Below are 19,407 nucleotides of genomic sequence, written 5' to 3'. Positions count from 1 at the left end.
AGCATTCACATCGCAATGCGCGTGTACAAACGAGGGACCCGCCTTGAGGCAGGTCCCCGAAGTCGCCTGCTTCTGCGTTTCCCGCGCCGTGGCGCGCCCATCATGATCTGAGTGCTGCAAGACGTTAGCGCGGCCGGAACAACGCGTCAATACTGAAATTCCGGCCCGCTGGTCACGCTCCGGCCACACCCTCCGCCGGAGTCGCTGGACGCCAACGACCCACGGCTCCACGTTCCCCGCCATGCCCTGTCTCCTGCCCCCCCATCGCTTGCCTGCATCCGCGTATCGGCTGCTCGCCATGGCGCTCCTCGTGCTCCCGCTCGCGGTCCCGGTCCGCCCCGCCCACGCACAGCCTGCCGGGGCGTCGCGGTTGCTGCGGGCGAGTGACCTCGACACCCTCTCCCTGCGCGATGCCGGTCGCCGCATCGCCTACGGCGACGACTCGCTGCACTTTGGCGAACTGCGGTTGCCCCCGGGGCTCCGGAGTGGCGCGCGCGCCCCGGTGGCGGTGGTGATCCATGGTGGGTGCTGGATCTCCTCGTTTGCGACGCTCCGGAATACCGCGGCACTGGCCGACGCCCTGGCAGCCAACGGTGTCGCTACTTGGAATGTGGAATACCGCCGTGCCGATCACCCCGGAGGCGGGTGGCCTGGCACCTTCACGGATATCGCTCGGGCCGCCGACCACCTCCGGGTACTGGCGCGCGAGTATCCGCTCGACACCGCCCGCGTGGTAGCCGTGGGGCATTCCGCGGGCGGGCATCTCGCGCTGTGGCTCGCCGGGAGACCGTCGCTTCCAGCCGGTACGCCACTCTCCAGCGCGGCGCCGCTCCGCCTGACCGGCGTGGTGTCGCTGGGCGGTGTCACGGATCTCGAGGAGTTTGTCGGACGCATGCCAAGCGGATGCGGTCGCGGCGCCTCGATGCTCTTGGGCGGTCCCCTGGCTTCGCTGCCCGATCGTGTGGCGCTCGCCTCACCCATTCGCCGCCTGCCGCTGGGCGTGCCCACAGCGCACGTGGCCGGCGCGCAGGATGGCATCGCCCCCGAGCCCGTCCGTGCCGCCTACGCACGAGCCGCCGTGGCGGCAGGCGATGCGCCGCCAGCAAACGTGACCGTGCCGGGCGGACACTTCGAAGTCAATGCACCGCGTACCGCGGCGGGCGCCGAGGCCATTCGCCAGACACGGCGTCTGCTCGGGATGACGCCCCCCTGAAGCCGGGACGCTGACCCGACCGCGCTTTACAGGATGCGCTGCGGGCGGCATCCTCCATTCATCGCCTTTCCCCCACCCGGAGCCCCCGCGATGAAGGACAACCAGCTCAAGTCGCTGCTCAAGAAGACCCAGGCCAAGGCCGCGCAGGTCAAGAAGCCCACCAAGCAGGCCTACGATCCCACCCTCGCGGCCACGCGTGGCGCCGAGGAGCGCGACGACTCGGAAGCCAAGGAAATCTTCAAGGAAATGAAGCGCCGCGAGTTCTGACACAGAAGACACTCGCGCCGGGTTGTCGCGCGTACGGCACAGCGTGAGCTCCGCCCCCATCGACCCGTCGTTCATCGCCCTGCAGTCCGCCGTCGCCGGTCGCTTCTCCCTTGAAAGCGAACTTGGCCGCGGCGGCATGGGTATCGTCTACCTCGCCCGCGACGTCATTCTCGAACGTCCCGTGGCCATCAAGCTGCTGGCGCCGGCGCTGGCCGCCCGCGAGGACATGCGCCGCCGGTTCCTGCGGGAAGCGCGTCTGGCGGCCCAGTGCTTTCACCCCAACATCGTGCCCATTCATGAAGTGGCCGAAGCGGGTGACCTCGCGTGGTTCGTCATGGCGTACGTCGCGGGCGAATCGCTGGCCGATCGGTTGCGACGCGTGGGCCCGTTGCCGGCAGAAGATGTGCGCCGCCTTGGCCGCGAGATCGGCTGGGCGCTGGCCTACGCGCATGAACGCGGCGTGGTGCACCGCGATGTGAAGCCGGAGAACATCCTGATCGAGCGCGGGACGGGGCGGGCGCTCATCGCCGATTTCGGCATCGCGATCTCCCATCACGGGCCGTCGCAGAGTGGAGAGGTGGCGGGGACGGCTCGCTACATGGCCCCCGAACAGGCGCTGGGGGAGACCGTGGATGGCCGTGCCGATCTGTATGCGCTGGGGGTCACGCTCCACGTGGCGGCAACGGGCACGTATCCGTACGACGGCCAGTCGCTGGTGGCGATCGTCGCACAGCAAAGCGCCGAGCCCGCGCCGTCGGTGCGCACGCGCGCCCCTCGCCTGTCGGCCGCGGTGGCAGATGCCATCGATCAGTGCCTGGCCATTCGCCCCAGTGAACGCTTCGATGACGTGGCCCGCTTCGTTCAGGCACTCGAGCGCACCCCCGATGGCGGGGAGTTGCCCGTCGAGGCGCGCGCAACCCGCGTGGCGGCGACTGGCGCCGGTACACTGGCCGACTGGACCTTCGCCATCGGCTACGCGGCGTTCTTCATGGTCATGGGTGAGGAGTCGGGGTCGTTCGGCCGGATGATCATGCGGGGGGTGGCCGAGGGGGTGCTGACCTTTGCCGCGATCGCCACCGCCGTGCGTGGTGTCGAAGCGGTGCTCGCCGCCCGCACCGCACTGCAGCGCGGCGTGGCACCCGACGATGTGGCGGACGCGCTGGCGCCGCCGCCAGAGGCCTCGCAGGAGCGCGTGGGGACCCTGAAGACCACGGTGATGCTTGCGGGCGCAAGCGCCCTCGCCCTTGCACAGGCCCGGGTGGACCTCCTCGGACTGCCGGGCCCCCTCGAGTTCGTGGGGAACGTGATAACCGTGCTGACGCCGCCGGTAATCATCCAGCGTGCACTGGCCAGTGCGCGGCGCGAGTCGAGCATGGGGGCCTTGTCCTACGCATTCGTCCGCAAGCCGCTCGCCCGGCGCGTGGTGGGCTGGCTGGGCGGCGGATGCGCTGCTCCGGCTCGAAGCCGAGCGCGCCGAGGTGCAGGCGCGCCTTGGCGCTGCCATTGCCGCTCTCGAGAACATCCGTCTCGACCTGCTGCGGCTCGAAGCCAACCGCACGCTCCCCGGCCAGCTCACGCAGGAGCTCGAGGTCGTGCATGAGTTGCAGCGCCATGTCGACGCCATGCAGGAAGTGAACCGGGCGTTGCGCCCTCGGTGGCCGGAACCGACGCCGGTCTGAGGACGGTGTAGAATTGGGGAGAGACTACCCAGGGCCGCTCCTCCCTCCCCGCACATGACGGACTTCGAAACCCTCGGCGCCTTCTACCTCGGCAAGCGCTACGACATGCCCTCGCGCGCCCGTCGCGACGACTACGTGTTGTACGACGCGAAGGATCTCACCACCCACGCCGTGATCATCGGCATGACCGGCAGCGGCAAGACCGGTCTCGGGGTGGGACTGCTCGAAGAGGCGCTCATCGACAAGGTGCCGGTGATCGCCGTGGACCCCAAGGGTGACCTCGGCAACCTGGCGTTGCGCTTCCCCGCCCTCGGCGCGAGTGACTTCCGTCCGTGGGTGGATCCGCAGCAGGCCACCAACGCCGGCATGACGGCGGATCAGTTCGCGGCGCAGCAGGCCGACCTCTGGAAGAACGGACTCGCCGGCTGGGGACAGGACGGCGCCCGCATTCAGCGCTATCACGACGCGGCCGACATCACCATCTACACGCCCGGGTCCACCGCGGGGCAACCGCTGTCTCTGCTCAAGGCCTTCGATGCCCCACCCGCGGCGGTGCGTGACGATGCCGAGGCGCTGCAGGAGCGCGTCAACGCCACCACCACCTCGCTGCTCGCGCTGCTCGGCATCGACGCCGATCCCATCTCGAGCCGCGAACACATCCTCGTGGCCAACCTGCTGCACCACGCGTGGCGGGAGGGGCGCAGCCTCGATCTCGCCGGGCTCATTGGCGGCATCCAGAGCCCCCCGTTCACCACGGTGGGCGTCATGCCGCTGGACACGGTCTTCCCGCCCAAGGACCGCATGACGCTCGCGATGCAGCTCAACAACCTGCTCGCCGCGCCCGGGTTCCAGACGTGGATGCAGGGGGAACCGCTCGACACGGCCACGCTGCTCTACGACCCCAACGGCAAGCCACGCGGCAGCGTCATTTCCATCGCCCATTTGAACGACGCCGAGCGCATGTTCTTCATGACGCTGCTGCTGTCGGACATTCTGGCGTGGGTGCGCACGCAGCCCGGTACCGGATCGCTGCGCGCCATTCTCTACATCGACGAGCTGTTCGGCTACATGCCGCCGGTGACGAACCCGCCCAGCAAGGTGCTGCTGCTCACGCTGCTCAAGCAGGCGCGTGCCTTCGGTCTGGGCGTGGTGCTGGCCACGCAGAACCCTGTCGATCTCGACTATCGCGGTCTGTCCAATACGGGTACGTGGTTCATTGGCCGTCTGCAGACCGAGCGCGACAAGATGCGGGTCATGGAAGGACTCGAAGGCGTGAGCGGCGGCCAGCCGTTCGACAAGGGCGCCATGGAGCAGACCATTGCCGGGCTCGGCAAGCGCGTGTTCCTGCTGCACAGCGTGCACGAGCCGGCGCCCATCACCTTCGAAACCCGGTGGACGCTGTCGTATCTCGCCGGCCCCATGACCCGCGAGCAGATTCGCAGCGTGACGGCGCTGGCCCCGGCGCCGGCGCCCACGGCAGCGCTGGCGTCGGCACCGGCGTTGAGCACCGCCGCCACCGGTGGCGGGTTCGCGTCGCTCGATGCGCGTGCGGCCGTGGCCCCCGTGCTGCCCCCTGATGTCCCGCAGTACTTCCTGCCACCGACCCGGGACGGCGCCCTGCTCTACAATCCGGTGGTCCTGGGGCTCGCCGATGTGAGCTTTGCCAACGCCAAGCTCGGAGTCACCGAACAGCGCCGCGTCATACTCATGTCGTCGGTGGACGACGGACCGATCGCGCTGGAATGGGATGCCGCCGAGCGTGTGGAGCTGGAGCCATCGGCCCTCGAGCAGCGACCACACGACGGCGCGGCGTTCGGCGCCTTGCCCCCGGTGGCCACCAAGGCCAGGAACTACGCCGTCTGGAGCAAGACGCTGCAGAAGTGGGTAGTGGCCAACGAAACCGTGACGCTGTTCAAGAGCGCGGCGTTCAAGGCCACCTCACAGCCAGGCGAGAGCGAAGGGCAGTTCCGCGTGCGCCTGCAGGTCATGGCGCACGAAACGCGCGATGCGAAGATCGAGGTACTGCGTGGCAAGTACACCACGCGGCTGTCGGCGCTGCAGGACAAGTTGCGGCGCGCGGAACAGGCCGTGCAGCGCGAAGCGCAGCAGGCCTCGCAAGCGAAGATGGACACCGCCATTTCGGTGGGCGGCGCCATCCTTGGCGCCATCTTCGGGCGCGGCAAGGTGGGCGTGGGCACGCTGGACAAAGTGGCCACCGCCACGCGCGGTGCCGGTCGCGCCGCACAGCAAGCGGGTGACGTGACCCGCGCACAGGAATCGGTCGAGGCGGTTCGGCAGCAGTACGCCGACCTCGAAGCCAGACTGCAGGCCGACGTGGACGCGCTTGGTGCGGCCTACGACGCGCAGCAGGAGGCGCTGGAGGAGGTCGTGGTGAAGGCCAAGGCTGCCGACGTGCACGTGCAGCTGTGCGCCCTGTTGTGGGTGCCGTATGTCAAAGATGGCAACGGCATCGTGAGCAAGGCGTGGGGATGACCCCGCATCTCCGACTCACGACACACCGTGCCGCTTCTGGATGTTGAGCGACCAGTCGTACGTGCGTGGCCGCACGATGGCCTTTCCGTCCAGCAGGCGCTGCTTCTGCGGCTCCGTGGGGCGCAGTGTGATGTACGGTGCCACGTACTGCACCCATTCCCGCCGCGTCGATCCGAAATCCCGCTCGTAGGCGATGAGCAGCGGATTGACCCCCAGTACCCCATTGCGGTACCACGTCCTCGTCGTGTCGGAGAGCAGGCGACGCGCCTGGTCCTCCAGCTGCTCGACCAGGCGAGCACCGGTGTAGGCTTCGCTGCGCAGCGGCGGCGCACCCTTGGCTGCCGGTACCAGCGCGAAATGCACTCGCGGCTCGCGGAACTCCTTGCGCAGGACGCGGTGCAGCAGCTGGTCGAGGCTGTAGATCTGCCCACCGGCGCGCACGAGTCGCTCGTTCCACGGCCCCTTGAGCTGCAGGAAGCCCAGCGTGCGGTTGATGTGGCGGATCGACGTCCGTTCGCCGTGCGAGATGATGAGCTGAATGGTGTACGCGTTGTACACGTTGATCCAGTAGGCCAGCCGATCGTCCTCACTCAGGGTCGCCGGACGCACCGTATCGAGCGACGCGAGGTATCGGGCAAACTCGGGCGCTTTCGCGAAGGCGTCGTAGTCCACCAGACCATCACGCACGTGCGCGCGCAGCAGGCGGTCGAAGGGCTCGTGCAGCGCGGCCTGCGCACGGAGCGGCGGGCACAGCACGACCATGGCCGCCAGGGCGAGCAGGATCGGGCTCACGCGCCGGATGCGCGTTGTGTCGGGCATTATGCTTCACCCATGTCGACGGATTGGCTGATGGGCACCTGGCGCCTCGTGCGCGCCGACGAACCGCTGGACTTCGCGCCCGGTGTGCGCATGGAATTTCTTCCCGGTGGCGTATTGCGCTATCACGTGGACGTGGGCGGCGTCGATCAGACCATCGACCTGCTCTATCGCGTGGAGGGCGAGGTGCTGCACACCGAGAATCCGGCGGCGCCGCATGCCATGTCCGTACGGCTGAGTCACGGGGAAGGTGACAGCCTGCTCTTCGACTTTGGCGGTCCGCGGGCGCTGCTGGTGCGTGAGGTGCGCGGCGCCGGTACCGCGGCGTCGTGACGACCGGTGCGTGAAGGCACTCACAACCAGAAGACGTACTGCTTCGTCGCGACCGCGTAGGCCGCCAAGGCGGCGTTGGTGGCCACATGCGCAAGCACCAGGTCTCCCAGCGAGCGTGTGGTCCACATGTACCAGTTGAAGATGAGCCCGCACATGAGCGCCACATCCCAGTAGGGGCCGTGCTGGGCGGCAAACAGCACGGCCGTGGCCGCGAATGCGAGGAGGTTGTAGCTGCCCATGGGAACGGCGTCCCAGTTGTTCCGCAGGACCCAGCGGGGGAGGAAACCGCGCCAGAAGATCTCCTCCACCAAGGGCACGAGCAGCGTCGCGCGCGCAATGCGCAGCGACAGGAGCAGCGGACTGGCCAGCCAGCTGTCGGGCAGCGCACTCACGGTGTCGCCCGTGATGCCGTTCTGAAACAGGCGCTGCTCGCGGTATCCCGGCCACAGCAGCCCTGGCAGCAGCCAGAGCCCGGCCACCAGCAGGCCCACCGTGAGGCTGGACAGCCAGCGCGTCACGCGCAACGACGCCACGATGCCGCGTGACACGGTCAGCAGCACCATGGCCAGCAGCCCGAGCCGCAGCAGCTCGACGCGCAGCTCGTCGAGCGGCACGTACGGCCACACCAGCAACCACAGCAGAAAAGCGGCAAACGGCGCCACCCACGGGAGTGCCGAGGGAGGCGCCGCGGAGGCAGTGGGCAGGTCGGTGACGGCCATGCCTCAAATTACATGCGAATCGCCCGACGTCACGTGAGACGCGAGGCCCATGGCCCGGGCGCCGGATTACGGGCCGTACACGATGGGCGCCGTGCCCTGCCGGATGTCACGTGCACCGGCAGCAACGCCTGCTCCCACGGCGAACGCCGCCGAGAGCGCCGTCCCCACGCCGACCAGAGGGAGCAAACCGGCGGCGGCGCTCCCCACCAGGAACACGGCGCCACCGGCCACCCACGGGGCCAGCGACTTCTGCACGGCATCCACATACCGCAGACGGGTGCGTACGAACCGGCGGGTGGATCCGTGCAGCACGACGAACAGCACGCTGGCAATGGCAATCGAAACGAACAGGGAGTTCATGGATCCTCCGGAGTGGCAACGTGGGCGCGGGGGGCCGTGAGATGTCGGTTCAGGCCGAGCGCGCGGGGCTGCTCACCCTAACGGCGCCGCGCCACACAGGTTTCACCCGGGCGAACGGCGCGGCGGCATGGTCACCTTGGTGTAGGAGTTGGGCACCGCAAACAGGTCATTGGACAAGCGCTTGCGCTCCACCTTGGTCACTTCCAGCGGTACGGAGCCGTCGGCCATGGTGACCTTGAGCGGAAACTCCGCCCCCAGCTGCCGTTGCCACGGCGCCAGCGCCCCGCCCTGCAGGCTTGCCATGGGATTCACGAACCGTCCGAGCTCCGGGGTCAGGCACAGGTCCGTGGCCGAGCCGCGGCTGCTCACGAGCACATGCTCGCAGGTCAACCCGGCGACCTGCTCCCGACGGCCGGTGCGCGTGACCGTCACACTGTCCGCCCCGGCGGCCGCGGTACGCGCCCGATCAGCGGCACTGTCGGGAAGGCTCATCTCCATGTAGCTGTTTTGCGCCGCCAGCAGCATGTAGAGCTTCTTTTCCGTCGGCGACACGATCATCGCCGCGCCGCCCATGGGGCCGCCCATGGTCACGCGCATCTTGCCGCCGCGCACGAGATACTCGACCACTTGGCTCATCGCCCCCTGCGGGCCACGCGACCCCATGCGCATGGTGATGCTCCCCTCGAACGCCTGCGCGTGCAGACGCGGGGCCGCCAGCAGCGCTCCGGCCATCGTCACGCCGGCAACCATTCCCCGGCAGGACATCAGGCCAGCCCCTTGTGGATGGCGGTCAGCACCAGTTCGGCGAACCGGTCGATCTCATCGAGCGAGGTGTACACGTTCGGCGTCACGCGGATCCCCTTGAACTCCGAATGCACGATGGGCGTCTGCACCACGCGATGCTTGCTGTACAGCCAGTCGCCGAGTTTCGCCGGGTCGAGTCCGTCGACATTGAAGAAGCCGAGCCCGCCGCCCCACGGGGAATCCAGCGGCGTGAGTACGCGCACCCGTCCGGCGCCCTCCGCCAGCAGGCGCTTCGCCCACCGGTCGCGCAGGTACACCAGACGCGCCGACTTGCGCGCGGCGCCCAGCGCCCGGTGGAAGGCCAGGGACACCGACACCGCATTGTGATTCGCCGCCGGATGCGTGCCCACCTCCTCGTACTTGCGAATGTCGCCAACCTGCCCCTCGTTCTCGGCGTACAGGGGCCAGATTCGCGGGATGCGGTCACGCCGCACATACAGGAACCCCGTGCCGATGGGCGCCAGCAGCCACTTGTGCAGGCTCGTGCCGTAGTAATCACACCCCAACTCGTCACGGGTGAACGGAAACTGCGCGAACGCGTGCGCCCCGTCGACGAATGTTTCCACTCCACGCGCCCGCGCCATGGCCACCAGTTCCTTCACCGGCAGGATCTGGCCGGTGAGATTGGTGATGTGCGTGATCTCCATGACCCGGGTTCGCGGGGTGATGCCGGCGGCAAAGGCATCGACGATCTGCTGCGGCGTGGTGCACGGGACGGGGAACGAGATCTCCTTCACCACGATGCCCTGCCGACGTGCCCGCTGCTTCCAGCCGTTGATCATGCGGCCGTAGTTCTGGTTGCTCAGCAGCACCTCGTCGCCGGGCTTGAGGTCGATGCCGTGAATGAGCGTCAGCAACGCTTCGGAGGCGTTGCGCGTCACGGCCATCTCCTCGGTGTCGCATCCGAACTCGCGCGCGAGTTCGCGGCGGACCACCTCGATGCGCGGTTCGAGGTCGCGCCACATATGAATCACGGGCAGCTCGTTGCTGTAGCGCAGGTCCCGTTCGAGCTGCGCCATGACATGCGTGGGAGCGGGCGAGCAGCCGCCGTTGTTCAGGTTGATCCACGTGCGATCGAGGTCGAAGGCCCGTTGCACGGGCTCCCAGAAGTCTTCGTCGGCGGCGAACCGCTGCGCCTCCTCGGCGTTCCCCTGCCAGGCGCCGGTGGCCGGATCGACCAGGGCACCTCCTCGGCTTCGGGCCACGTCGGCAGCGTCGAGCAGACGGCGTATGGCCCCGGGCGCGAAACGGGGTGCGGAGAGCGCCGGGAGGGCGGAGGTCCCGGCAAGCGCGGCAACGAAAAGGCGGCGGTCCATACCACAACATGCCGCACGCAACGACGCCCCGCGAGAGGCGCAGCGGCAACCGCCCCCGCGACCCGTGCCGTTCACGGTCGCCAGCGCCGAGCACCAGAGGCAGGTCCCGGCGCGAGCCCTGAGCGCAACTGGCCCGCGCACGGTGGTCGCGTCTGACGCGTCCGCGGCGTATCGTGCCCGTATGCGCTGCTTTCGACTCTCCCGCCGGTCCGTGTTGGCCACGGCGTTGCTGGCCGGCCTGGCGGCCTGTGCTCAACCGCTGACCATCGCCCCGAGCGATGCGGCCACCGTGCTCGCGCGCCGCTCCATCACCGCCGCCAACCCCGGCGACCCCGGCCCGCACGCTGTGCGCTTCCTGTACTACGGCAGTGGCAAGGATCGCCGGCGCCCCGAGTACCGGGACTCCATCACCTACCGCACGGCCCCGGTGGACGCGTCGCCGTTCGCGCGCACCGAACCGGCCAACGCCAAAGCGCGCAAGACGTACTGGGGGTACGACAACACGGCGTTTCCGCTCAATGCGCGGGTGTGGTATCCCGAAGGAAACGGGCCCTTCCCGCTCGTGCTCGTGGTGCACGGCAATCACAACATGCGCGAGTTCTCCGACCCCGGCTATCAGTGGCTGGGCGAGCTGCTCGCCTCACGCGGCTTCGTGCTCGCATCCATTGACGAGAACTTCCTCAACGGCAACCTGCGTGGCGAGAACGACGCCCGCGGCTGGATGCTGCTCAAGCACCTCGAGGTGTTCCGCGCCCTCAACGACAGCGCCGGCAAGCCGCTCTTCGGCAAGCTCGACCTGTCGCGCATCGCGCTCATGGGCCATTCGCGTGGCGGGGAAGCCGTGGCCATTGCCGGGGCCTTCAACCGGCTGCCGCACTACCCCGACGACGCCACCATCCGCTTCAACTTCAACTTCGCCATCAAGTCGCTCGTGGCGATCGCGCCGGTCGATGGGCAGTACCGCCCGGCGGAGCAACCCACGCCGGTGAGCGACTACAACTACCTCGTCATTCATGGGTCGCACGATGGCGATGTGTCGAGCTTCATGGGGCTCACCCAGTACAACCGCTTTCGCTTCACGCGGCCGGGGCCCGAATTCAAGAGCGCCATCTGGATGCACCGCGCCAATCACGGACAGTGGAATACCGAGTGGAACAACAAGGACAACGGCAGCTACTCCGTCCGCGCGCTGCAGCTCGACGCGCTGGTGAGCGGGGAGGAGCAGCGGCGATTCGGACGGGTGGTGATTGGCGGTTTTCTCGAGGCGACGCTCCATGGACGTGACGAGTACCGGCCCCTGTTCCGCGACCATCGCACGGCGGGCGACTGGCTGCCCCCCGAGATGTACCTCACCCGCTATGCCGACGCGAACACCCGGTGGCTCGCCACCTTCGAGGAGGACGTCGATGTCACGACGGGCACGGCCCCCGGGGTCCGCATCGCCGCCGATTCGGTGAGCACCTGGAAGGAAGCCGACGCCCCGGCGCGTTCGCGCGCGTCGACCTTCCGCAGCAACAACGCCACCTTCGGCTGGAACAATACGGCCGCCGGAAAGGACAGCACGATCACGCGATGGCCCGCGCGAGTGACCGTGACCGTGCCCGATTCCCTGCGCCGCGCCTGGTCGGTGTCGTCGTCCGGCACGCTGCTGCTCACCATTGGCAGCACCGATCAGAAGCCGGGTCCCCGCAAGGTGCCGCGGGACACCGCGCGCCGCGACAGCACGGCGCGCGACAGCGCCCGTGCGGGATCCCGCACGGGCTCTCGCCCCTCCGCGCCGCGCCGACCGAAGAAGCCGGCCAAGGATACGGTCGCGCCGGACCTCACCGTGGAGCTCGAGGACGGCAGCGGGCAGATCGCGCGCCTGCCCCTCTCCACCTTCGGCCCCGTGCGTATGCCCTTCGAGAGCTACATCTACCGGCGGCGCAATCGCGACAAGACGCAGTTCCCCACGCTCGCCGAACCGGTGATGCAGACCTACACGATGCCGCTCGCCCGCTTCCGCGATGCGAACACCGCCTTCGATCCGGCAACGCTGCGTGCCATCCGCCTGGTCTTCGACCGCAAGAAGGTCGGCGCCATCACGCTCGACGACGTGGGGATCTCGTCGCGCTGACCCCCTCCGGCTGTCGGCACCCGTGCGGGTGCCGACAGCGCACGGTGCACATCAGAACGTGGTGCGCACGCCGAAGGTAAGCGTGCGCCCCGCGATCACGGTGGCATTGTCGGGCGCCCCCGTCTGCACGTCGAGCAGATTCTCCCCCGCCGCCGTGAAGGCCAGGTCACCGCGCAGCCGGAACTGCATGCCGGCGCGCCATCGCGTCACGCCGCCATAACGCATCCAGTACTGGCGCAAGTTGTTCCCCTCGAGGCCGCGCGGGGATTGCTCACCGGCTGCCAGCAGCGCCCCCACGGCCGTTCGGTCGTAGCCTATCCAATCGGCGGCGTGCACCGCCGTGCTCGTGAGCATCCAGCGCCCGTGGGTCCACACCGCCGACACACTCACCGTGTGCGCGGGCACATCCAGCATACGGTCGCCGGTGCGCAGGTCACCCCGATATCCCAACGCCAGTCGCGTCACGCGGCTGTCCACCTGCGTCATAGTCGCCGCCAGCGACAGCGTCCGCACCCGCGCCGTCGCCTCCACCTCCCAGCCCCGGTTGCTGATGGCGCCCACGTTCTGCAGCGTGAACGCCATGGTGCGTGCCAGACGCCCGGCGCTGTTCACGGCGGTCACCACGCGTGACACCGGCTGGATGAGACCGGTGGCGCGCTGGTCGAACCGGGTCACGTGCACGGCCACGCGACCGCCGAGCATCAGGTCCACGCCCAGCTCCGTACCCGACTGCTGCTCCGGGTCGAGCGCGGACAGCAGGATGCCCTGCCCCTGTCCCATCCACGACGATGAGCGTAGCAGCGTACGCGCGGGGCGAATGCCGGTGCCGAAGGCGCTGCGCACCTTGACCACCGTATTCCCGACGTCACGCACGTAGGCGGCACCCAGCATGGGCAGCGCCATATGCTGGGCATTGGGGGTCGCGCCCTGAATGCGCTCCCCGCGAACGCCCGCCGAAGCGAACCAGCGATCCTGCCACGCGAACTGCACCTGCGTGAGCAGGCCGGCGTTGTCGTACGTGGTCTGCGACGCCCCCGAGGCGGCGGTGGCACGCAGCCCCGCGAACGCGGAGGCGCCGCCGGGCCCTCCGCTCCCCGGTCCCAGCACCGGGAGTGGCGCGGCAGCACCGACGGCCCCCGCCATGGCACCGCGTGTCACCTCGTGCGTGAACGCCTGCTCGGCCCCCAATGTGAGCGTGAGCAGCGCCCCCGGTGCCACGTCGAAGCGCCCCACCGTGCGCACGCGCACCGATGCCCGGTCGGCGGCCCCTTCCGAGCTCCCGACCGCCGCCGCTGCCGACAGCTGCTGCGGGCCCACGAGCGAGTACGGCGACAGTCCGCGCAGACGATAGCCATCGACCCCGGCGATAATCGTGTGCGTCCACTGCATGGAGGGCATCATGGCGATACTGCCTCCCACCGTGTACTGCGCCATCTCCTGCCCACCCACACTGTCCACCGCGAGCGGTATCGACGAGGCGGCGTTGGCACGCTGCAGGGCGAGGCGGCTGAACCCCGTGTAGATGGCGCGTTGCCGCGAAAAGCGTCCGTCGGCGTCGAGGAGCAGGCGGCGCTCCGCCGCGCCCGGCACGTAGGCACCCACGGTGCTCACGTTCACGCCAAGACCCACATTGCGTGCCGCCGACCCGCGCCGCAGCGACAGGGAGTGCTCCTGCACGAAGGGATCACGCGCCGCGAATGCGGTGCTCGTCACCCCCGCCGCCGCCTGCACCTGTACTTCGCGCTGCCCATCCGGCGTCCCGTCGTGGCGCGTGAGAATGTTCACGACGCCGCTGATGGCATCCGCGCCGTACAGCGCGGCGCCCTGTGGGCCGCGAATCACTTCCACCCGCGCCACGCGCGCCGGATCCAGCTGGGTCACGAGCAGCGGGTTCGCCACCTCGATGCCGTCAAGGTAGACCTTGGGAGCGCTCACGCCGAACGAACTGGCCCCGCGAATGCTGCCGTAGCGCGCCGTCACCGAACCGGCGGGCGTCGTCCAGCTCCACACCCCGGGAACCGACAGCTCCAGCGCTTCGCCAAGAGTACTCACGCCATGCTCGGCCAGCTGCGCGCCATCCACCACATCGAGCGCGAATGGTGACCCGCGTTGCGCGGCCCCATCAGGAGAACCGGTCACCACGACACGATCGAGCAGGCTGGTGCGCCGAGATACGGTGGCAACCGGTACGCCGGTGGACACACGCGATGGGGCCAGTACGACCTGCGCACTGCCCAGCACGATGGGACTGAGCGCCGACCCCTCGAGCAGATGATCGAGCACCGCTCCCACCGGCACGCGCTCGAGGGCCAGGCAGACCCGCCGTTCCGGGGGCAACAGATCGGCACTGTAGGACAGATCGAGACGCGCCACGCCCGCGAGACGGTCCACGGCCTCACGAACCGTCAGGTCGCTCACGCGCAGCGACACCAGCCGGTCGAGTGGCGGCGCCCACAAGGCCGCGCGATCGGCCGCAGCGACGCGAACGGTGCACGACGGGTCTGCGTGCCCGGCGCGCACGCGCACGCCGGGACTCGTCGGCGCTGCGCGCACGGGAAGGGGGAGCACACCCCACGCCACGAGGAGAGCGACCGCCGCGCGTACGGCGCGGCCACGACGGCCGACGGACCCTCGCCCCGCACCGCGCGCTCCCAAGCCCGGCCTCATGTCATCAGCGCGGCGTCGAGGAATCGACACCCTGCGGTTGCAGCGTCACCGTGTCTCCCCGTTGCACCAACTCCGCCCCCAGGGCCAACGCGATCACCCGCAGCACCTGGGTGGCGGAATCCCCGCGGAAGGAGGCCGTGAGCGTGCGCGCCGCCAGGGCGCTGTCGGGAACGCGAAGGTCGATACCGTACCACCGCCGCACGTCGGCCCGCACTTCCGTGAGCGACGCGTCCCGGTACGACAGCAGGCCGCGGGTCCATGCCACATCGTCGGCGGTCACCGTCCCCCGACGGACGGACACCCCCTCGCGCACCAGCACGCCGCGGTCGCCGGCGTGCAGTTCCACCGGGGCCACGGTCGAGCGTGCCGCACTCAGCGCGACGATCCCGTGCGTCACATCCACCGCCACTTCGCCGCCCTCGCTCGTCTTGACCGCGAACGCCGTCCCAATGTCGCGAATGTCGGCACTGGCCGTGTGTACCGCGAAGGGGTGCGCGGCATCGTGCTTCACGTCGAAGTACGCCGCACCGTCCAGCTCCACGTCACGCGTGGCAACGCCGTACGCGGCGGCCACCACCAGCCGACTCCCCGGAGCCAGCACCACCATGCTGCCATCGGGCAACCGCACGCTGTCGCGCTGCCCCACGGCCGTGCGGTACTCACGCGGTGCATTCGTCCCGGGAGCACTGCGGAACTGCGAGAGGGCCGCCACCGCGGCCACCCCGGCGGCCAGCGCACCGGCCACCCACGACCACCGGCGCCGCGCCGGCGGCACCGACGGCGCGTTTGCCGCCCCTGGCGCTCCCCCCCGCTCCACCGACAGGCGGGGAGCGGCGGCCTCCGTTGCCATGCGCGCGCGCACGGCGGCCAGGGCGCGCTCGGTATCCACCGTCACGTCGGCCCGCTGCTCGGCATTGGCGGTATACCCCTTAACGAGATCGACCAGCCTGGCGTCTTCCGCATGCGTGGCAAGCCAGCTCCGAACGGACGACGCCTCACTCGGGTCGCTCTCGCCCGCCAGATGGCGGGCGATCGCCTCCCAATCGGCGTCCGGCGGCAGGCCGGAAGAAGGTCGGAGTTCGTCGGGACGGTCGGACATGAAAGCGGGAACACGGGAGCGGATCGGAACCCTACGTCGGTCGGCCACGCCCCGCAGTGCAACCCGGACCGCATGGCGCGATCGGAAACTTAGCATTATTCACCTGAACGGACTGTCCTCGTTCGTCCACCGCTCGCTCCGCTGCCTGTGCGCCCCCGATCCACCGCCCCGTGACCGACGCCGACCTGCTGACTCGACTTCGTCAGGGGGAGCACGCGGCGTTCGACGCCATCTTCCGGCAGTGGTACGAGCCGGTCGTACGGTCGGCCAATCGCATCCTGCATGAACCGGGCGTCGCCGAGGAGATTGCGCAGGACGTCTTTCTCGAGCTGTGGCGGCGGCGTGATCGGCTGCCCGACGGCAGCAGTGTGGCCGGCTATCTGGTGCAGGCGGCACGCAACCGGGCCCTCAATCATCTCCGCCACCTGCAGGTGCAGAAGAAGTCGCAGCTGTACGTGGAGGCGCTCCATGAGCCCGCGGAGCACGCCGACGCCGACGCTCACGCCAACGAGCTCGAGCGGGCCGTGCAGCAGGCCATCACCGAGTTGCCGCCACGCACGCGGGAAGTGTTTCTTCTCAACCGCGAACGCAACCTCAAGTACGGCGAGATCGCGGCGCAGCTTGGCGTGAGCGTGAAGGCCGTGGAGGCCAACATGAGCCGCGCCTTGCGACAGCTGCGCGAAAAACTCGCCCCATTCTTGCACCGATCGGCAGACAGCTAGGGTTCGCCGCGGCTGCGGTGTTCCCCTGCCTGAACGCCCGAGTGCACGCCGACGACGGTCGCCGGCGTGGCTCGGCATCACCCCAGGATTTTCCCATGGCACGCACCCTGTTTCGCGTATTGGCAACGGCGACCACGCTGCTCGGCGCGACGGCCTGCACGTTCGACGCGCTTGGCGGTCCCGGCGACACCATGCAGTTCGACTCGGCGTTCGACAGCGCCCCGACCGGACTCGATGCCGCGGCCAGCTCCTTCTCCCCCGACAGCGAAGGCGCGTGGGGGGGGCCGCGCCGCGGCCGTGGTCCCGGAGGCCCCGGCATGATGGGACTCATGGGCGGCGGCATGGGTGCCGACTTCCTCGGCACCGGCGGCTTCGGGCGCGGGGCCCATCGCGGTCCGTTCGCGGCACGCATCGACTCCACCTGCACCGTGAGCGCTGGTGACGTCACCTGCGCGCGCACCGGCAACGGCCTCACCGCCACCACCATCTACACCATTCGCGACGCGGCCGGCGCCGCGCAAACGCGCATCGACACCATCACCACCAATTCGGTGCGCACGCGCACCACGGTTACCGGGACCAGCACGCGCGGCCGCGACGGGGCGAACGTGACGGCCACCGTGAATCACGCCAGTGATCGTACCGTGACGGGGCTCGCCGCCAGCAGCACGCAGCGCACGGTGAACGGCACCTCGCGCGGCACCGAGAACACCACCGGCACCAATCGCGACGGTCAGGCCTTCACCGCCGTGCGCCTCTCGGCCGACACGACCGTCAATCTCGTGGTGCCGGTGTCCACCACCGGACCGCGGCACCCCACGGCCGGCAGGGTCGTGCGCACCATGAAGGTCACCACGACGGTGGCCGGCGGCACGCCCAGTGTGAAGGAGCGCCGCGAAGTAGTGGAGTACGACGGGTCGACCACGGCCAAGGTGACGATCACGCAGGATGGCACCACCAGGAGCTGCACCATGTCGTTGCCGCGCGGCCGTCCCAACTGCGGCTGACGAATCCCACCCTCCGATGCACAACGCCCGGCCAGATGGCCGGGCGTTTTCGTCTTCGGGCACGGCCAACTCGACACTCGCATGCACGACCCCCGATTCGGGTGGTGCGTCGTGCCGTCGAGCAACGGGTACCGGGTTGCCGTTACCGCAGCCGGATACCCACGCGATGCACCACCGGCCGGCCGCCTCGCATCGGTTCCACGGCCCAATCGAAAGAGAACCGGTCGACGTTGAGACCGAACCCTGCCGTTGCCAGCGGCTCATCACGCTCCCGCGGGAGCCGCAGCCCGCTGCGCACGATGACCGCGACCCCCTCGATGGGCACGTACCCCAGCTCCACACCACCGGCAGGGCGTACGAACCCATCCCGTTCCACGCTCACCTGGGTCTGCATGCCCAGGTCCCAGTGCTCCCACAGCGGAAGGAGGCCGCCGCCATAGCCCACGGTGAAGCGCGTCGGCAACGCCCCCGGCAGGACGTCGAGATCGGGATCGCTGCCAATGTTCTGCACGGCCATGGCCAGCGTGGCAGGACCGAGCGGCTTGCTCACCCCGACATCCAGCGCGACGCCCCCGTCATGAATGGCGTCGAGTCGCTCTTCGGCATACTTGGCACTGGCGCCAACGCGCACGCCCTTGATGATGCGCGCCACCCCGAATACAAACGCGGTGCTCGCCGCCGTGACGGTCCCGCCGTCGGAAAGCCGTGGGCCACCCCGGTCGTTGGCACCCACCGGGTCTGCCGCGTCCCCTTGGTACTGCAGCAGCTGCGCCCCGAGTCCAATGGACCAGGCCCCGAAGGTCTGCACGCTCCCGAAGGATCCGCTGGTGGCGCGCGCGCCGTACCGCTGCGCGGAAACGGCAACCCCCCGCGCCTGGGGCAACATGCCGGGGTTGTAGAACACCGCGTCGCCGTCGGCCGCAGCCGCTCCGGCATTGGCCATCCCCAGCAGCCGCGCGCTGGCGGGGAGGCGCAGCACCAGGGGGCCTTCGAATCGTGCGCCGTCGCTCGTGGACTGGGGTGTCGCCGGCTGCGGACGCGTCCCCTGAGCCGGCAGGTCGAAGGGCGCGAAGAACGGCAGCCCAACGGCGGCCCCGATGAACGGCAGCACACGAACCGCGGCAGCAACGCGGGACCCAGAACGCCCGCGTCCCTTGCGGTGGAAATGGCTCATGCGTTCAAATGAACGCCATGTCGTCACCCCACGCCAGTTGGCAGCTCGGTCCCAACGCCCCCCAATCTCATCGCCGCTGGCTGCGCGCGCTCGGGTGGTTCCTCATGCGCCGCGCAGGCTGGGACTTTGCCGGTTCCATGCCGGACATCCCCAAGTTCGTCTGCATCGTGGCCCCCCACACCTCGAACTGGGACTTTCCCGTGGGGCTCGCGGCCAAGTGGGCGCTTGGCTTCGATGCCCACTGGTGGGGCAAGGACACGCTCTTCCGCCCCCCGCTTGGCTGGTTCATGCGCGCCAACGGTGGCATTCCCGTGGACCGTCGCAACAAGGGCAACGCCGTGCAGCGCACGGTGGAGCTGGCACAACGCAGTGAACGGTTCGCCCTGGCCCTGGCGCCGGAAGGCACGCGCAAGGCCGTCACCGAATGGCGCACCGGATTCTGGCACGTGGCGAAGGGTGCCGGCATCCCCATCTGCCTCGTGGCGCTCGATTGGGAGCACAAGCTGGTGCGCCTGGGGCCCACGATCACCCCCGATGAAGCCGATATCGGCGAGGGGATCGCGCGCGTGCGGTCGCTGTACGCCGGTGTACGCGGGTACGACCGCCAGCAGCAGATCTAGCC

At 69.3% G+C, this 19,407-nt stretch carries 17 protein-coding genes; 9 read left to right on the top strand and 8 right to left on the bottom strand.

Annotation, left to right across the window (positions count from 1 at the left end; genetic code table 11):
* Nucleotides 1-268: 268 nt before the first annotated feature.
* The 4 genes from LW840_RS02320 (at nucleotide 269) to LW840_RS02305 (ending at nucleotide 5,652) form a co-directional block, all read left to right on the top strand.
* On the top strand, nucleotides 269-1,213 hold the full coding sequence (locus LW840_RS02320) for an alpha/beta hydrolase (protein WP_291276335.1): 945 nt from the start codon (nucleotides 269-271) through the stop codon (nucleotides 1,211-1,213).
* A gap of 90 nt (nucleotides 1,214-1,303) precedes the next feature.
* Nucleotides 1,304-1,480 (top strand): hypothetical protein, encoded by a 177-nt coding sequence (locus LW840_RS02315; protein ID WP_291262443.1) that lies wholly within the window; start codon nucleotides 1,304-1,306, stop codon nucleotides 1,478-1,480.
* Between the two features lie 43 nt (nucleotides 1,481-1,523).
* Nucleotides 1,524-3,080, top strand: coding sequence for a serine/threonine-protein kinase (locus LW840_RS02310; protein WP_291276334.1), 1,557 nt, complete (start codon nucleotides 1,524-1,526; stop codon nucleotides 3,078-3,080).
* A gap of 133 nt (nucleotides 3,081-3,213) precedes the next feature.
* Complete coding sequence (locus LW840_RS02305; RefSeq protein ID WP_291276333.1) at nucleotides 3,214-5,652, top strand: DUF87 domain-containing protein; 2,439 nt, start codon at nucleotides 3,214-3,216, stop codon at nucleotides 5,650-5,652.
* A gap of 15 nt (nucleotides 5,653-5,667) precedes the next feature.
* Here LW840_RS02305 and LW840_RS02300 read toward each other — a convergent pair whose 3' ends face one another.
* On the bottom strand, nucleotides 5,668-6,471 hold the full coding sequence (locus tag LW840_RS02300) for a DUF547 domain-containing protein (protein ID WP_291266025.1): 804 nt from the start codon (nucleotides 6,469-6,471) through the stop codon (nucleotides 5,668-5,670).
* 12 nt (nucleotides 6,472-6,483) lie between these two features.
* Here LW840_RS02300 and LW840_RS02295 point away from each other — a divergent pair, with 12 nt between their 5' ends.
* Nucleotides 6,484-6,801 (top strand): hypothetical protein, encoded by a 318-nt coding sequence (locus LW840_RS02295; RefSeq protein WP_291262439.1) that lies wholly within the window; start codon nucleotides 6,484-6,486, stop codon nucleotides 6,799-6,801.
* A gap of 20 nt (nucleotides 6,802-6,821) precedes the next feature.
* Here LW840_RS02295 and LW840_RS02290 read toward each other — a convergent pair whose 3' ends face one another.
* The 4 genes from LW840_RS02290 to LW840_RS02275 form a co-directional block, all read right to left on the bottom strand.
* Complete coding sequence (locus LW840_RS02290) at nucleotides 6,822-7,520, bottom strand: CAAX prenyl protease-related protein (RefSeq protein WP_291266026.1); 699 nt, start codon at nucleotides 7,518-7,520, stop codon at nucleotides 6,822-6,824.
* A gap of 66 nt (nucleotides 7,521-7,586) precedes the next feature.
* Nucleotides 7,587-7,880 carry a hypothetical protein gene (locus tag LW840_RS02285; protein WP_291276332.1) on the bottom strand — a complete coding sequence of 98 codons (294 nt, stop codon included), beginning with the start codon at nucleotides 7,878-7,880 and terminating at the stop codon, nucleotides 7,587-7,589.
* A gap of 102 nt (nucleotides 7,881-7,982) precedes the next feature.
* Nucleotides 7,983-8,612: a DUF4412 domain-containing protein gene (locus LW840_RS02280; RefSeq protein WP_291276370.1), complete on the bottom strand. Its 630-nt coding sequence runs from the start codon at nucleotides 8,610-8,612 to the stop codon at nucleotides 7,983-7,985.
* Between the two features lie 32 nt (nucleotides 8,613-8,644).
* Entirely contained in the window at nucleotides 8,645-10,000 is a 1,356-nt protein-coding gene (locus tag LW840_RS02275; RefSeq protein WP_291273205.1) for an aminotransferase class V-fold PLP-dependent enzyme, read from the bottom strand.
* A gap of 181 nt (nucleotides 10,001-10,181) precedes the next feature.
* On the opposite strand from LW840_RS02275, the gene LW840_RS02270 reads away from it, so the two are divergent.
* Complete coding sequence (locus tag LW840_RS02270) at nucleotides 10,182-12,116, top strand: hypothetical protein (RefSeq protein WP_291266028.1); 1,935 nt, start codon at nucleotides 10,182-10,184, stop codon at nucleotides 12,114-12,116.
* 51 nt (nucleotides 12,117-12,167) lie between these two features.
* Here LW840_RS02270 and LW840_RS02265 read toward each other — a convergent pair whose 3' ends face one another.
* Together LW840_RS02265 and LW840_RS02260 are read right to left on the bottom strand one after the other, a co-directional pair.
* Nucleotides 12,168-14,684 carry a TonB-dependent receptor gene (locus LW840_RS02265; RefSeq protein WP_291276331.1) on the bottom strand — a complete coding sequence of 839 codons (2,517 nt, stop codon included), beginning with the start codon at nucleotides 14,682-14,684 and terminating at the stop codon, nucleotides 12,168-12,170.
* 103 nt (nucleotides 14,685-14,787) lie between these two features.
* Nucleotides 14,788-15,882 (bottom strand): FecR domain-containing protein, encoded by a 1,095-nt coding sequence (locus tag LW840_RS02260; protein ID WP_291276330.1) that lies wholly within the window; start codon nucleotides 15,880-15,882, stop codon nucleotides 14,788-14,790.
* Between the two features lie 170 nt (nucleotides 15,883-16,052).
* Here LW840_RS02260 and LW840_RS02255 point away from each other — a divergent pair, with 170 nt between their 5' ends.
* Nucleotides 16,053-16,604 carry an RNA polymerase sigma-70 factor gene (locus tag LW840_RS02255; RefSeq protein ID WP_291266031.1) on the top strand — a complete coding sequence of 184 codons (552 nt, stop codon included), beginning with the start codon at nucleotides 16,053-16,055 and terminating at the stop codon, nucleotides 16,602-16,604.
* 95 nt (nucleotides 16,605-16,699) lie between these two features.
* On the top strand, nucleotides 16,700-17,611 hold the full coding sequence (locus tag LW840_RS02250; protein ID WP_291262431.1) for a hypothetical protein: 912 nt from the start codon (nucleotides 16,700-16,702) through the stop codon (nucleotides 17,609-17,611).
* A gap of 142 nt (nucleotides 17,612-17,753) precedes the next feature.
* Here LW840_RS02250 and LW840_RS02245 read toward each other — a convergent pair whose 3' ends face one another.
* On the bottom strand, nucleotides 17,754-18,785 hold the full coding sequence (locus LW840_RS02245; protein ID WP_291262430.1) for a hypothetical protein: 1,032 nt from the start codon (nucleotides 18,783-18,785) through the stop codon (nucleotides 17,754-17,756).
* A gap of 17 nt (nucleotides 18,786-18,802) precedes the next feature.
* Here LW840_RS02245 and LW840_RS02240 point away from each other — a divergent pair, with 17 nt between their 5' ends.
* Entirely contained in the window at nucleotides 18,803-19,405 is a 603-nt protein-coding gene (locus LW840_RS02240) for a lysophospholipid acyltransferase family protein (RefSeq protein WP_291262429.1), read from the top strand.
* The last annotated feature ends 2 nt before the right edge of the window (nucleotides 19,406-19,407 follow it).

The sequence above is a fragment of the Gemmatimonas sp. genome (assembly GCF_021298855.1).
Lineage (GTDB): Bacteria > Gemmatimonadota > Gemmatimonadetes > Gemmatimonadales > Gemmatimonadaceae > Gemmatimonas.
The sequence above is the reverse complement of the archived record's forward strand: the minus strand, read 5'-3'. Positions and strand labels throughout refer to the sequence as shown.

What these genes read in the sequence shown, in the direction of transcription:
- LW840_RS02270 (WP_291266028.1), top strand. Translation starts at nt 10,182, where the DNA reads ATGCGCTGCTTTCGACTCTCCCGCCGGTCCGTGTTGGCCACGGCGTTG.
- LW840_RS02280 (WP_291276370.1), bottom strand. Translation starts at nt 8,612, where the DNA reads ATGGCCGGAGCGCTGCTGGCGGCCCCGCGTCTGCACGCGCAGGCGTTC.
- LW840_RS02285 (WP_291276332.1), bottom strand. Translation starts at nt 7,880, where the DNA reads ATGAACTCCCTGTTCGTTTCGATTGCCATTGCCAGCGTGCTGTTCGTC.
- LW840_RS02305 (WP_291276333.1), top strand. Translation starts at nt 3,214, where the DNA reads ATGACGGACTTCGAAACCCTCGGCGCCTTCTACCTCGGCAAGCGCTAC.
- LW840_RS02260 (WP_291276330.1), bottom strand. Translation starts at nt 15,882, where the DNA reads ATGTCCGACCGTCCCGACGAACTCCGACCTTCTTCCGGCCTGCCGCCG.
- LW840_RS02250 (WP_291262431.1), top strand. Translation starts at nt 16,700, where the DNA reads ATGGCACGCACCCTGTTTCGCGTATTGGCAACGGCGACCACGCTGCTC.
- LW840_RS02295 (WP_291262439.1), top strand. Translation starts at nt 6,484, where the DNA reads ATGTCGACGGATTGGCTGATGGGCACCTGGCGCCTCGTGCGCGCCGAC.
- LW840_RS02275 (WP_291273205.1), bottom strand. Translation starts at nt 10,000, where the DNA reads ATGGACCGCCGCCTTTTCGTTGCCGCGCTTGCCGGGACCTCCGCCCTC.
- LW840_RS02300 (WP_291266025.1), bottom strand. Translation starts at nt 6,471, where the DNA reads ATGCCCGACACAACGCGCATCCGGCGCGTGAGCCCGATCCTGCTCGCC.
- LW840_RS02245 (WP_291262430.1), bottom strand. Translation starts at nt 18,785, where the DNA reads ATGAGCCATTTCCACCGCAAGGGACGCGGGCGTTCTGGGTCCCGCGTT.
- LW840_RS02315 (WP_291262443.1), top strand. Translation starts at nt 1,304, where the DNA reads ATGAAGGACAACCAGCTCAAGTCGCTGCTCAAGAAGACCCAGGCCAAG.
- LW840_RS02240 (WP_291262429.1), top strand. Translation starts at nt 18,803, where the DNA reads ATGTCGTCACCCCACGCCAGTTGGCAGCTCGGTCCCAACGCCCCCCAA.
- LW840_RS02290 (WP_291266026.1), bottom strand. Translation starts at nt 7,520, where the DNA reads ATGGCCGTCACCGACCTGCCCACTGCCTCCGCGGCGCCTCCCTCGGCA.